Source organism: Mycobacterium sp. (genome assembly GCF_035570115.1).
GTDB lineage: Bacteria > Actinomycetota > Actinomycetes > Mycobacteriales > Mycobacteriaceae > Mycobacterium.
Genome location: NZ_DATMLH010000087.1, coordinates 31,757 through 44,336 on the forward strand (window position 1 = coordinate 31,757; position 12,580 = coordinate 44,336).

General features: G+C 61.7%; 14 protein-coding genes. 11 read left to right on the forward strand and 3 right to left on the reverse strand.

Annotation, left to right across the window (positions count from 1 at the left end; genetic code table 11):
* The first annotated feature begins 52 nt into the window (after positions 1–52).
* The 4 genes from VNW74_RS06975 (at position 53) to VNW74_RS06990 (ending at position 4,966) form a co-directional block, all read left to right on the forward strand.
* A complete protein-coding gene (locus VNW74_RS06975; protein WP_325675872.1) occupies positions 53–934 on the forward strand; it encodes an aldo/keto reductase in 882 nt (293 codons plus the stop codon).
* Positions 935–1,022: 88 nt separating this feature from the next.
* Entirely contained in the window at positions 1,023–1,448 is a 426-nt protein-coding gene (locus VNW74_RS06980) for a hypothetical protein (RefSeq protein WP_325675873.1), read from the forward strand.
* 273 nt (positions 1,449–1,721) lie between these two features.
* On the forward strand, positions 1,722–2,120 hold the full coding sequence (locus VNW74_RS06985) for an MmpS family transport accessory protein (RefSeq protein WP_325675874.1): 399 nt from the start codon (positions 1,722–1,724) through the stop codon (positions 2,118–2,120).
* Positions 2,117–4,966 (forward strand): RND family transporter, encoded by a 2,850-nt coding sequence (locus VNW74_RS06990; RefSeq protein ID WP_325675875.1) that lies wholly within the window; start codon positions 2,117–2,119, stop codon positions 4,964–4,966. The genes VNW74_RS06985 and VNW74_RS06990 overlap by 4 nt, the downstream gene beginning before the upstream one ends.
* A 10-nt stretch (positions 4,967–4,976) precedes the next feature.
* On the opposite strand, the gene VNW74_RS06995 is transcribed toward VNW74_RS06990, so the two are convergent.
* Both VNW74_RS06995 and VNW74_RS07000 read right to left on the reverse strand, forming a co-directional pair.
* The gene (locus tag VNW74_RS06995; protein WP_325675876.1) at positions 4,977–5,336 is read right to left on the reverse strand and encodes a nuclear transport factor 2 family protein; all 360 of its coding nucleotides are present in this window, start codon (positions 5,334–5,336) and stop codon (positions 4,977–4,979) included.
* Positions 5,323–6,033, reverse strand: a complete 711-nt coding sequence (locus VNW74_RS07000; protein WP_325675877.1) for an SDR family oxidoreductase — start codon at positions 6,031–6,033, stop codon at positions 5,323–5,325. The genes VNW74_RS06995 and VNW74_RS07000 overlap by 14 nt, the downstream gene beginning before the upstream one ends.
* Positions 6,034–6,321: 288 nt before the next feature.
* Here VNW74_RS07000 and VNW74_RS07005 point away from each other — a divergent pair, with 288 nt between their 5' ends.
* From VNW74_RS07005 to VNW74_RS07025, 5 genes are all read left to right on the forward strand, one after another.
* Positions 6,322–6,969 carry a TetR/AcrR family transcriptional regulator gene (locus VNW74_RS07005; RefSeq protein ID WP_325675878.1) on the forward strand — a complete coding sequence of 216 codons (648 nt, stop codon included), beginning with the start codon at positions 6,322–6,324 and terminating at the stop codon, positions 6,967–6,969.
* 15 nt (positions 6,970–6,984) lie between these two features.
* Positions 6,985–7,806 (forward strand): SDR family oxidoreductase, encoded by an 822-nt coding sequence (locus VNW74_RS07010; RefSeq protein WP_325675879.1) that lies wholly within the window; start codon positions 6,985–6,987, stop codon positions 7,804–7,806.
* Positions 7,803–8,186, forward strand: a complete 384-nt coding sequence (locus VNW74_RS07015) for a carboxymuconolactone decarboxylase family protein (protein ID WP_325675880.1) — start codon at positions 7,803–7,805, stop codon at positions 8,184–8,186. Before VNW74_RS07010 ends, VNW74_RS07015 begins: the two co-directional genes overlap by 4 nt.
* 18 nt (positions 8,187–8,204) lie before the next feature.
* Positions 8,205–8,876 (forward strand): nitroreductase family protein, encoded by a 672-nt coding sequence (locus VNW74_RS07020; RefSeq protein WP_325675881.1) that lies wholly within the window; start codon positions 8,205–8,207, stop codon positions 8,874–8,876.
* Positions 8,877–9,638: 762 nt separating this feature from the next.
* Positions 9,639–9,953, forward strand: coding sequence for a hypothetical protein (locus VNW74_RS07025; RefSeq protein WP_325675882.1), 315 nt, complete (start codon positions 9,639–9,641; stop codon positions 9,951–9,953).
* Here VNW74_RS07025 and VNW74_RS07030 read toward each other — a convergent pair.
* A complete protein-coding gene (locus VNW74_RS07030) occupies positions 9,927–10,565 on the reverse strand; it encodes a TetR/AcrR family transcriptional regulator C-terminal domain-containing protein (protein ID WP_325675883.1) in 639 nt (212 codons plus the stop codon). The genes VNW74_RS07025 and VNW74_RS07030 overlap by 27 nt on opposite strands.
* Positions 10,566–10,646: 81 nt before the next feature.
* On the opposite strand from VNW74_RS07030, the gene VNW74_RS07035 reads away from it, so the two are divergent.
* Both VNW74_RS07035 and VNW74_RS07040 read left to right on the forward strand, forming a co-directional pair.
* Positions 10,647–11,381: a class I SAM-dependent methyltransferase gene (locus VNW74_RS07035; RefSeq protein WP_325675884.1), complete on the forward strand. Its 735-nt coding sequence runs from the start codon at positions 10,647–10,649 to the stop codon at positions 11,379–11,381.
* Positions 11,382–11,545: 164 nt separating this feature from the next.
* Entirely contained in the window at positions 11,546–12,565 is a 1,020-nt protein-coding gene (locus tag VNW74_RS07040) for an alcohol dehydrogenase (protein ID WP_325675885.1), read from the forward strand.
* The last annotated feature ends 15 nt before the right edge of the window (positions 12,566–12,580 follow it).

The following is a 12,580-nucleotide window of genomic DNA, read 5'->3' on the forward strand; positions in this document are numbered from 1 at the left end:
ACCCGATGCAGTTCGCCGTTCAAGGATTCGACTTGCCGATGGACAGGGTGCGATGCCCGCCGTCGGGTTTGGCACGCTCATTCCGGATCTTGCCGCGACCAAACAGGCCACCAAGGCCGCACTGGAAGTGGGCTTTCGACATCTCGATTGCGCAGAACGGTACCGCAACGAAGAACCGGTGGGTGATGCGATTCGCGAGATCTTCGACGCCGGCACGGTTCGGCGAGAGGATCTGTTCGTCACCACCAAGTTGTGGAACACCAATCACCGCCCGGAGCGCGTCAAGCCTGCCTTCGACGCTAGTCTCGCCCGCCTTCAAATCGACTATGCAGACTGCTATCTGATCCACACACCGTTCGCCTTCCGTCCTGGCGATGATCAGGATCCGAGAGATGAGAACGGTGAAGTGATCTACGACGACGGCGTCACGTTAGCGGAAACGTGGGGCGCGATGGAGGGCCTTGTCGACGACGGCCACTGCAGGTCGATCGGCCTGTCGGATGTCACCTTGGAAAAGGTGCGCGAGATCGTGGCGATCGCACGCATCAAGCCGGCCGTGGTGCAAGTCGAATCGCATCCGTACCTTCCCGAATGGGAACTGCTCTCCTTCTGTCAGGAGCATGGGATCGTGCTGTTGGCATTCGCGGCGTTGGGGCATTCTTCGGTACCAAACCTGTTGGAGGACCCGGTAATTGCAGCTGCCGCAGCCCGCCTACACATGACACCAGCTCAGGTTGCCCTGTCCTGGGCTGTGCAGCGCGGCACCGCTTACCTGACCACCTCGACCAAGCCGCAGCGCATCCAAGAGAATTTCGAGGTTTCAACGCTGCCTGAAGACGTCATGTCCGACATCCGAAACCGCATCACCACGAACGTCAGGTTCAACACCGTGGTAGGCAGCGGCGTGCCTGGGTTCATTCCGCGACCCGAGTGAACGCCAGCGACCCCTACCGGCACCACCCCTACTGAGGTAGCGTTTCGAGGAGTCTTCGGTAGTTGACCGCGGAGCGAGGAGCAGCGTAATGGAATCGGCTTTATTTGGTTTTGTGACCGTAGTAGCCCTTGCCTTGGCGTTCTTCTTCGCCATCTTTGCTGGTGCATATGTGAGGCGGCTCGAGGCCCAGACCTTTAATCCGATAGGCGACGAAATAGGCAGTGCCAGAACAGTTACGGTCAAAGTGCGCAAGGGCGAACCCCTGTCGCCCGATGAATTGGACTATGCGAAGCAAATCATCGATGCTCGTAGCTCCATGATCGCGTTCTGCATCCCCGCCACTCTGTTCATGCTGGGGACCTTTTATGTATTCGGGAGTCTTTACCACTTGCATGGAGCAACGCCATCCGAGCGGACATTTCTCGGAGTGTTCCCCATGTTGGCCGCCACGAACTTCACGGCTCAGATTCTCCGCAGCATAAGGTTGAAAAGGCGTCTGCGGAATATTTCATGAAGCAAATCGAGCATGTGCTGCTGCCGTTTCGGTGGTTTCCGGTGCGTTGGACGTTGATTCTTACGCGCTGCCGACTGGACCAACAGGTGATAACGTCGCACACCGCTTGCTCGCGTTCCTGCGGAGGCTGGTAGTGTCGTATCGGCCCTATCTCAACCTAGTTGATATAGGGCCGAGGTAGGCGAAGCGAGAACACGAGGTCGGGGACCGATTCCGGAAGGTGATGGAGTGAGCCCTCGTTCAGTCGGCAGGACTGTCTTGGCGCGAGTCTGGATGCCTTTAGTTGCTGTCGTTGCGGTCGGCGTGGGTGCGGTGGCCATGTGGAAGGTGCACCAGTTTTCCGAGCCGCCTCCTGTCGTCACCGTCAATGAACCGGCAGCACCTCCGGAGTTCAGTATCAAACGGCTCACGTACGAGTTGTTCGGCTCCATCGGGCAAGGGGGGATGCTCGTCTGGGTAGACATCGACGGACATCCGCATCAGGTTAATCTCACGACCCTGCCGTGGTCGCACACGGAGTCGACCACGCTCACCGTGGTGTCCGGCAGCATTTCGGCGCAGGTTCATGGTGGTCAAGTCGGCTGCCGGTTACGGGTGAATGGCGTTGTCCGCGCTGAACAGTCCGACACCCATCAGGATGCGCACGTCTTTTGCCTGGTGAAGTCCGCATGAGCGAGCATCGGGAGGAGCCCCCGGCGAAACGCCCCTTAGTGCCCAGAATGGTTCGCGCCTTCGCGATACCGATCATCGCCTTTTGGGCCCTTCTCGCCGTGTCGACGAACACCTTCATGCCCCAGGTAGAGAGGGTCGCAGAAGAGCTCGCGGGGCCGGTGGTCCCACACTACGCACCGTCGCAACGGGCGTTGCTGGCCATCGGTGCGAAGTTCCAGGAGTCCAATTCGACCAGCTTGGCCATGGTCGTGCTGGAAGCCAACCGGCCACTGGGCGACGTGGACCATCAGTACTACGACGATTTGATGCGCCGGCTGCTGCAAGACACCAAGCATGTGCAGTCCGCCATAGACCTGTGGGGGAAGCCGATCACCGCGGCGGGGGCGCAGAGCCTTGACGGCAAGTCCTCGTACGTGCTGTTGCGTCTCGCGGGCGATATCGGCCAAATGCAAGCGAACGAGTCCGTTGCTGCCGTTCGGGATATCGTCGCGAAGGACACGCCGCCACCCGGGCTCAAGGTCTACGTCAGCGGCGCGGCGCCGCTCGCCAAGGACACGGTGGCTATTGCGAATGCAAGCCTGAACGACATCACGATCGTGACGATCTTCCTCATCATCGGGATGTTGCTGCTGGTGTACCGCTCCCCTGTCACCCTGTTTGTGCCCCTGGCCGGCGTTCTGTTCGAGCTGCTGGTCGCGAAGGGGGTTATCGCAACCCTCGGGCATCTCGGGTACATCGAGCTCTCGTCATTCGCCGTGAACATCGTCGTCGCGCTGACCCTGGGAGCGGGAACGGATTACGGCATCTTCTTGATAGGCCGCTATCACGAGGCGCGACACGACGGCGAAACCAGGGAGGAGGCGTTTTACACCGCGTATAGGAGTGTCACACCCGTCATCCTTGGCTCGGGGCTGACGATCGCGGGGGCGTGTTACTGCTTGACTTTCGCGCGACTCAACTACTTCCACACGATGGGGCCGGCTGTCGCGATCAGCATGCTGTTCACCATCGCGGCAGCGCTGACGCTCGGCCCGGCCTTCTTGACCGTGGGCAGCCTCTTCGGGCTCTTCGACCCAAAAAGCAAGGCCAAGGCGCATCTGTATCGGCGGATCGGGACGAGCGTGGTCCGGTGGCCGGTGCCGATCCTCTTCGCCAGCGCCGCTGCCGTCATGCTTGGGGCGATCTTCGTGCCGACGTACCGGCAGAACTATGACGACCGTGAGTACCAGCCGCGCAGCGGCTCCGCCAATCAGGGTTTCCAGGCGGCGGATCGGCACTTCCCGAAAAGCAAGCTGTTCTCCGAGATGCTGATGATCGAGTCGGATCACGACCTGCGAAACTCGGCTGACTTCATCTCACTGGACCGCGCGGCCAAGGCTCTTGAGCGCCTTCCCGGCGTCGCGATGGTGCAAAGCATCACCAGGCCCATGGGCCGAGCTTTGGAACATGCCACAATTCCCTACTTGTTCACCACACAAGGCAGCGGGAGCGGTCAACAACTCCCGTTCAATGTCCAACAAAACGCTAATACCATCCAGCAGGCACAGATCACCACCCACACCGTGGCCGTCTTGCGGAAAGAGATCGACTACTTCCAGAAAGTGTCGGACGAGCTGCACAAGACGGTTCTCACCGTCCAGGATCTGCAAAGGGTCTCCGACGATTTGAATGAGGAGATCTCGAACCTCGACGACTTCTTCCGTCCGATCAAAAGCTATTTCTTCTGGGAGAAGCATTGTTTCGACATACCGATTTGCTGGACGTTCAGGTCGGTGTTCGCGGCAATCGACAACATCGACAAGTTGGCCGAAGACATCAAATACGCGAAACTCTCCCTGGAAGAGATAGACAAGACCTTTCCGCAAATCATCACGCAGCTGAAACTCACGGCAGACGACTCGGAGGCTCTAGCGCGTCTTTTAACCAACACCTACGGTTCCTCGTCTCTGCAGTCCACACAGACCGACCAGACATTCTTCGACCAGGTCAATGTGGGGCTTGACTTCGACCAGTCCCGCAGCGATGACTTCTTCTATATTCCGCACGAGGGTTTCGACAACGAAGATGTCAAGACGGGTATGAAGCTCCTGATGTCGCCGGACGGCAAGGCTGCTCGGTTGATTATCACCCACACAGGCGACGCCAATGGCCCGGAAGGCGTGCAGCATGTCGAACAGTTCCCCGCAGCTATAACTGCGGCGCTCAAAGAGACGTCGCTGGCCGGCGCGAAAGTTTATATCGGCGGTTCGGGATCAACCAACAAGGACATTAAGCAATACGCCATGTCCGATCTCCTCATCGTGGCGATCGCTGCCTTCGTGCTGATCTTCTTGATCATGTTGTTCCTGACGAGAAGTCTGATGGCCGCCTTGGTCATCCCTAGCACGGTGGCCTTCTCCTACGCCGGAGCGTTCGGGCTTTCCATACTCGTCTGGCAGCACCTGATCGGCCTGCCCCTGTACTGGTTGATATTGCCGCTCACGTTCATCATCCTGGTGGCGGTGGGTTCCGACTACAACCTCCTGTTGATCCTGCGTGTCAAAGAGGAGCTTCACGCCGGAATCCACACCGGCCTGATCCGCGCGCTCGGAAGCACGGGTGGCGTGGTGACATCGGCGGGTTTGGTGTTCGCGTTCACCATGCTCGCAATGCTCAGCAGCGACCTCCGCACTGTCGGCCAGGTGGGCTCCACCGTATGCATCGGCCTGCTGCTCGACACGTTGATCGTGCGTTCGTTCGTCGTACCGTGCGTCCTCAGAATCCTCGGACCGTGGTTCTGGTGGCCAACGCTGGTGCGTACCCGTCCGCTACCGCAGCGACAAGACCAACCAGTGGGCCAACGCTAATAGTTGACGGTCAGTCGAGCCGAGATGCCTGGTAATAGGCAATGCTCCAGCCGTCCCCGTTGTGCTCGATCACCACACCGAGGAACACGCTGGTTGTGGGCCGGTCTGGAAATGCGAAGTCGGCGTGGACATATCCGAGCACCCGATCAGCGCCCAGCGGGCGGGTCTGCAGGATCTCATAGTCGACTGTCATGCCCGGCCGTTGGCTCGCGTAATAGTCAATGACGCCTCGGCGGCCAACGCTGTAAGGGCGCAGACCCTGGAAGATGGCGTCCTCGGTGAATACATCGGCGACCCGTTCGGGCTCCTGCGCGTCGATCGCAGCCTTCCACCGGTCCAGGGCATCGCGCAATGCGTCAATGTCCGGCACTTTGACCACCATCCACGTGCAGGATCTCGCCGGTGACGAAATGCGCGTTCTCCAGGTACAACACGGCCCCGACCACATCGTCGATCTCGCCCATGCGTCTCATTGGATGCATCTCTGCCAAAGCTTCGTAGGTCGCTGGGCCGTGCATGGGGGTGCGAATGTTGCCGAGGGCGACGGCGTTGGACCGGATGCCGCGCACGGCGTACTCGACGGCCAGCGCCTTGGTCACTGCGTTCAACCCCCCTTTTGTCAGCGATGCTAGCGCGGCCGGAACTGCAGAGTTCGCCTGGTCGACCAGGCTGCTGGAGATGTTGACCAGGTGGCCGCCTTCCCCGCGAGCTAGCATTGCTGACACCGCCGCACGGGAAAGCTCAAAAAAGCCACGGAGATTCACCCCGGTGACGGCGTCATAGTCCTCGTCGGTGTACTGCGTGAAGGGTTTGGCGACAAAGACGCCGGCGTTGTTGACAACCGTGTCAATCCGTTCGAACCGCTCCATCGCGGCATCAACGATGCGCTGGCCGACACCGGGTTGCGCGATATCGCCGGGAACCGTGAGCACCATAGGGTCGTCACTTGCGGCGATAGTCCGCGAGTTGGCTACCACCGCGTAGCCGAGCCCACGGTAGCCGACGACTAGGCCGGCGCCGATGCCCTGGGAGGCGCCGCTGATTACGACTACCGGCTGAGCGTTCATTGTTCCGGTCCTTAACGGCTTGTGGCTGTCACAGGTCGACGACGATCGGTTCTGCGGGGCGGGCTGGTCGCGTGCAGCACAGCAGCATGTTGCCCGGCGCCATCGCCCCGACCCTTTCCTACAACCCTCCTCGTCAATCAATTGTCGGTGACGCGTCAAGAGCGCGCAGGTTCGACCACTGCGACTCCGTAAAATGTTATGGAGATTAAGGCACTTGACATAATTTTCATGCAGTGCTGTCCTTGGGACATGGCGCGCCAAACATCCCCTGAGCCACGGGGATCGACGGTGGACCGGCTGATCGAAGTCGGCGAAAGGCTGTTTGCGATGCACGGGCTCGACGGTGTCTCGCTGCGCCAGATCGCTGTGGAGTCCGGCACCTCGAATAACTCGGCGGTGCGCTATCACTTCGGCTCCAAAGATGCCCTGGTAACGGCGATCGTCGAGTACCGGCTACCGCACATCATCCAACGCCGCGAATTACTCGCTGCCCGTTGCGATCCCGAAGATTTGCGGTCGGTGCTGGAAGCCCATCTGCTGCCCACAGTGGATATGGCCGAGAGTGCCGACAACCACTATCTGATGTTCATCGAGCAATTGCAGCGGTACGGACGCAGCGCCGACCACCCGTTCCTGCGTGTCTCGGCACCGTTGCGTAACTCGCATAACAAGTTTCTGCGGACGGCGGGAAATCTGATGCCGCACCTGCCTCATGCACTTCGGGCCGAGAGGATCGGAGCTGTTGCAGCCCTGTGCCTGCATGCCTCGGCTGACCGTCAGCGGGCGCTGCACTTCGGCGCGCCGCGGCGCAACTATGCGCTGCACGTCAACGACCTCTTCGACGGACTGGTTGGCTATCTCAGCGCCGCTGCGTCGGCTGCCACCCTGCGCAGTGTGAAGGCGAGAGCAACCCAATCTGTCTCCACGGTTACGTGAAATGCGGTGCACCCGATGAACACGCTTGAGGACACGGTCGCCGTCGTCACCGGAGCGGCCAGCGGTATCGGCCGCGCGATCGCACACTCCCTGGCCGGACACGGCTCTCACATCGTCGCGGTCGACATCGACACCGTCGGCATCACGACGTTGGCGACGGAGCTCACGGCCCAGGGAGCCACCGCTGCGGCCTGCACCGCGGACATCTCGGGGGCTGACGCCTTCGACGACGTCCGTAACACGGCACTGGAGCGGTTCGGCCATGTCGACATCGTGGTCAACAACGTCGGCGTGCTGACCAACGGTCTGCCACAAGACATTCCGGTCAGCGAATGGCAACGCATCCTGAACATCAACCTGATGTCGATTGTCCGCAGCAACACCGTGTTCTTGCCGCTGCTCCTCGACCAAGGCAGCGGACACGTCGTCAACACCGCGTCATTCGCCGGCCTGTTCACCTACTCCTACGACCGGCTGCCTTACGCGGCGACCAAGGCCGCCATCGTTCAGATCAGCGAGGGTCTGGCACTTTATCTGCGACCCAGGAATATCGGCGTCACGCTGCTGTGCCCGGGACCAGTGCTGACCAACATCGCGTCGTCGGTACCGAAGTTCGGCGCCGGCGCGGCCATGCGTACCCCCGGCGATCAATTCGAACTGCTCGACCCCGCACCAGTCGGTGACCTGGTGGCCGACGCGATTCTGCACAACCGCTTTTTCGTGCCCACCCACCCGCAGGTCGTCGATGAGCTACGCCGGCGCGTCGACAGCTGGGATGCCTACCTCGATTACCAGATCTCCCGTGAACCCTCCGCACCGAAAGGCCAAGACCGATGAGCGATGCCCGAACGGATGGCCTCAACGTATTCAAAGAGCTGATGCCCGGACTGATCCCGGACAACCTGGCAAGCTTGCGCGACGGCAGCTTCGCCGACGAACTCGCTGACCTGAGCTTCGACCACGTTTTCGGTAGCTTGTGGACCCGTCCCGGGTTGGACCGCCGTTCCCGCAGCCTCGTCACGCTCGGCGCGCTCATCGCGCTGCGTGCCACCGAAGAACTTAGGTTTCATTTCCCCATTGCCCTGCGCAACGGGTTGACCATCGAGGAGATCGAGGAGGTGGTCTACCACATGGCCGGCTACGCGGGTTTCCCGGCAGCGGCGACAGCCCGCAATATCGGCCGCGAAGTGCTACCCACACCGCGAGCCACAACCTAGGGACGCCAGGATGGACTCGTGGAGATTTATGACGTCATGCGCAGCACCGCCGCGGTGCGCGAGTTCACCGGCGATCCCCTGCCTGACGATGTGCTCGAGCGCATTCTCGACAACGCGCGGTTCGCGCCCAGCGGCGGGAACCGCCAGGGCGCCCATGTAATCGTGGTGCGTGATCGGGCCACCCGCGAAGCGCTGGCCGAGCTGTCGATTCCGGGCGTCCGACGGTATGCCGCGCAGCTGGCAAACGGTGAGAGCCCGTGGAACCCACTGCACCCGCCGAAGGTGACCGCGGCCGAGATAGCGGCCACCGATGTGCCGCCCCATTTCACCGCGCCGCTACTCAGCGCCGCGGTGGTGCTCGTCGTCTGCGTCAACCTCGAGGTCGTCGCCGCGATCGACCAAGACCTCGACCGGATCGGCGTGATCAGCGGCGCCTCGATATACCCGCTGGTGTGGAACATCTTGCTGGCCGCGCGCAACGAGGGCTACGGCGGCACCCTCACCACCAACGTCGTGGCGGAGGAACCGCGGGTCCGCGATCTACTCGGCCTGCCGGAGTCATACGCGGTCGCCGCGGTCTTGCCGCTGGGAAAGCCGCAGCGGCAGCTGACGAAGCTGAAGCGCAACAGCGTCGCCGAACTCGCAACCCGGGAGCGGTTTGACGGTGAGCCGTTTCGCGCGAAGGGCTAACTACTCAAGAAGCGTGTGGCAGCTTCCAGAGTGTGCTCTGGGTGGCTGACCGGCGGCGTGTGACCCGCCTCATCGATGCCTGCGATAGGTCCGCTGCCGGGGAGAGCTCGGGCTAGTTCTTCGCCACGATCGAAGGGTATTGGGATGTTCCTCACCTTCTCTCGAAGTCGGTCGGGCCAACGTATCGACGAAGACCGCGCCAGCGACACTGCCACCCGGCGATGTCGCGATCGGTCACAGATTTGTGTGAGACATCGGTCCGGGCGCGTGTGCCAGTGGTGACTTTGGGGCAGCAGGGCAAACTGATAACACGGCGGTCAGCGGGTTACCGACCTGCATGACGTCGTCAATAGTCCAGCGCCGAAAGAACTTTCGCGGTCCATTCGCAACAAAACGGTGCTACATAGCTAACACTTAGGTTAGCGAAAGGTCAGGGCAAAGTCCCCTGCCTAGCGTCGGTGTTGTTACGCCAACGAAGGGAGATCGAGATGGGATCACGCCCCTCACCCGCCGCGGCAGCTTGGGGCCCACCCCAGCCGCCACCGATGTGGGGACCGCCACCTCCCCCACCGCCAGCCTGCATCCCGTTCCTTCCCTGCTGACCGATAGGTGAGGAGAGAGGTGACCGGCAACGCTGTGGACGCCGCCAATGACCAGCCGGCGTCCACAGCGTCCGCCTAACGTCAGTCGTCTTCGGCGTTGGGAACGATAAAGACCTTGCCGCTGCGCCCGACCGATTCGGATTCGGTTACCGCCTAGTGAATGTCGTCCAGACTGAATTTCTTGCCCTGCGCCCGTCCACACCGCCAACCACACCCCGGGCATGTGCCGACCGCGATCGCAGAACTCGTCGACCAGTTCCCTATGCCGGCGATCCTCGTGAGTCGCTATCAGGACGTGCTGGCCGCTAACCCGATCGCCCATGCGTTGTCACCCGGATTTGAAGTGGGACAGAACCTCTCGCGTTGGCGCTTCCTCGACCCGCGACCACCATGGCAAGCTTTTCGCTGGCGGCGTATCACCCATTCAGGTGAGTTGGGTGCGCTGTCATCAAGGCGCTCGCATGCTCGCTGCTGAGCGGAGTATCTGCTCGACACCAAAATTGAAGCGGGCGCCGTAGTCAAGAGATGTGAAGTCGTCGAGAACTGCGTTGAGCGCGGGGAAGCGGTGCTCGTCGACGGCGTTTTCCAACTGCGGACGGATTGCGGTGGATGCGCGTTGTTCTTCTTGAACGAGGCCCAAGGTGAAGTAGAGGAGATTCCATGCTGTCCAGGCAGCCGATCTGTACGTCGGGCACACCTCGAACAGCACCGTAAGCAGCTGGTCACCGAAGGCCAGGGTTGCGGACATGACGGGGGATGTCCCCGCGAAGACGCTCGCCCCGTCGCGGTGGCTCAGCATCGCCTGGCGTAACCGTTCGATTAGCTCGCTGGCCTGCTCGCGGTCTGATCCATGCAGTTTTGCGAGATCAACCTGCCCGACGATGGTGTCGGCCATGACGTCCAAGAGTCGGTCTTTGGTGCCGATATGCCACATGACGGTGTTCATGCTGACACCCAGTTCTGCTGCGATCGCGCGTGTCGACAGTTTGGCCAGACCGTCGCGGTTCAAGACGACGAACGCGGCGCTAACGACGTGATCGAGGGTTAGCCCCGCCTTCGCGCGCCGAACCTCTTGCCTCTTGGTCACTGACCAAGTATAACTGGACGAGTCTTGGTCAGCGATAGAGAAACACCGCGAGTCCGTTCGGCAGGCGAGGGAGTTCACGCCATGGCAAGTCAGATCGATCCGACCTTTGACACCATGTACGGTGGCGAGCACGCAGCCGCCGACATGGTTCCGTGGGATATCGGCGGACCCCAACCGGTCGTGCAGCAGTTGGTGGCCTACGGCGGCGTGCGCGGTCGGGTACTCGACGCGGGCACCGGCCCTGGATATCACGCGATCCACTGTGCGTCGCACGGATACTCGGTGGTCGGGGTCGACGCCTCGGCGGCGGCGATCGACCGAGCAGAACACAACGCAGAGCGCGCCGGCGTGCGAGTCGACTTTCAGGTAGCAGACGCGACGACGTTGACCGGATTCGACGACTGCTTTGACACCGTGATCGACTGCGCCTTCTATCACGTCCTCGCCGACGATGAGGAAGCCCAAGCGCGCTACGCCCACACGTTGCACCGCGTTACCCGGCCAGGCGCACGGTTATTCATGTTCGAGCTGGGGCGTCACCCGGTCAACGGGGTGCATCTGGACGGGCTGTCCGCTGACACCCTCGAACGGGTGCTTACTACTGCTCGATGGCGAATCGATCATCTCAGTACGTCAACCTACCTGAGTGTTTTCAGCCCTCAGACGATGGCTTTTCTCGCGCAGGTGGAATCAGGGCGCGGCATCGCCCCCGTGATGAAATCGCTAGTCGAGCAACTGGAAACAACCGGCGCAGCGCGCGATAGCCAGCTGGTCCACCTGCCCGTGTGGGCACTCGCAGCCACCCGACTTGACTGACCGCGATGACCGCCCGATGAATAACGAGGCCCAAAAACCTCTGACGTCAGGCAGACCCAAAGATCCGGCGCTCACGGGCGGGAATCTGCGGGCACCTCACCTAAATGGATGACGGTGCGCCAGCCGAAGCCGTGCCACGTTGAACCCACCGGAGGAGGCTTGGCATGTCGACCTATCGCGCCTTTCAAGTCACAGGGCAGCGGCAATTCGAATTGGCGGAGCGTGAGCTGCTGGACCCGCAGCCTGGTCATGTGCGGTTTCGTGTGCAGAGTTGCGGTGTCTGCCACAGCGATGTGCTCGCCGTCGAGGGCCTGCGTCCAGACCCCCGCCAGCCGGTGGTGCCGGGGCATGAGGTGGTCGGCGTCATCGACGCCCTCGGAGACGAGGTAACCGGATGGAGCGTCGGTGACCGCGTCGGCGTTGGCTTTCTGGGCGGTCACTGCGGCGTGTGTGTCTGGTGCCGTCACGGGGATTTCGTCAACTGCGAAGATCAACCTCGACCCGGCACGGACGCGGACGGTGGATACGCCGAGGCGGTCTACGCCCGCGCCAGCGGGCTTGTCCGCATTCCCGACGCCCTGGAGTCTGTCGATGCCTCCCCGCTGCTGTGCGCCGGCATCACCACCTACAACGCATTGCAGAAGTTGAAGGCCGAACCCGACGCGCTAGTCGCGATCCAGGGCATCGGTGGACTAGGTCATCTGGGTGTGCAATACGCGAACAAATTGGGCTACCGAGTCGCTGCCATCGCACGAGGTACCGATAAGGCCGCGCTGGCGGATGCGCTTGGCGCACATCACTACATCGATAGTGCCGCAGTCGATCCCGCCAAGGCGTTACAGGAACTCGGCGGAGCAGTTGCGATCGTCGCCACCGCGGCCAGCGGCGCATCCATGTCGCCGCTGTTGGCCGGGCTCGCACCGCGCGGTCAGCTAGTGGTCGTCGGCGTCGGCAATGACCCGATTGAGGTCGACGCCTCCGCTCTTGTCTTTGGTAGCCGCTCGATCGTCGGCAGCCTGACCGGCTCATCGATCGAAAACGAGGCCAGCCTCCAGTTCAGCGCCACACATGGCGTCGTACCCATGACCGAGGTGCTGCCGTTCGAAGATGCACCCGCGGCTTATGAACGAATGATGTCCGGCCAGGCCAGATTTCGTGTGGTCCTCGACATGCAGTCCCAATAGCCGACAGAGCGCAGC

Coding starts and splice junctions, on each gene's coding strand:
- VNW74_RS06975 (WP_325675872.1), top strand. CDS start 53: ATGCCCGCCGTCGGGTTTGGCACGCTCATTCCGGATCTTGCCGCGACC.
- VNW74_RS06980 (WP_325675873.1), top strand. CDS start 1,023: ATGGAATCGGCTTTATTTGGTTTTGTGACCGTAGTAGCCCTTGCCTTG.
- VNW74_RS06985 (WP_325675874.1), top strand. CDS start 1,722: ATGCCTTTAGTTGCTGTCGTTGCGGTCGGCGTGGGTGCGGTGGCCATG.
- VNW74_RS06990 (WP_325675875.1), top strand. CDS start 2,117: ATGAGCGAGCATCGGGAGGAGCCCCCGGCGAAACGCCCCTTAGTGCCC.
- VNW74_RS07000 (WP_325675877.1), bottom strand. CDS start 6,033: ATGAACGCTCAGCCGGTAGTCGTAATCAGCGGCGCCTCCCAGGGCATC.
- VNW74_RS07010 (WP_325675879.1), top strand. CDS start 6,985: ATGAACACGCTTGAGGACACGGTCGCCGTCGTCACCGGAGCGGCCAGC.
- VNW74_RS07015 (WP_325675880.1), top strand. CDS start 7,803: ATGAGCGATGCCCGAACGGATGGCCTCAACGTATTCAAAGAGCTGATG.
- VNW74_RS07025 (WP_325675882.1), top strand. CDS start 9,639: ATGTCGTCCAGACTGAATTTCTTGCCCTGCGCCCGTCCACACCGCCAA.
- VNW74_RS07035 (WP_325675884.1), top strand. CDS start 10,647: ATGGCAAGTCAGATCGATCCGACCTTTGACACCATGTACGGTGGCGAG.
- VNW74_RS07040 (WP_325675885.1), top strand. CDS start 11,546: ATGTCGACCTATCGCGCCTTTCAAGTCACAGGGCAGCGGCAATTCGAA.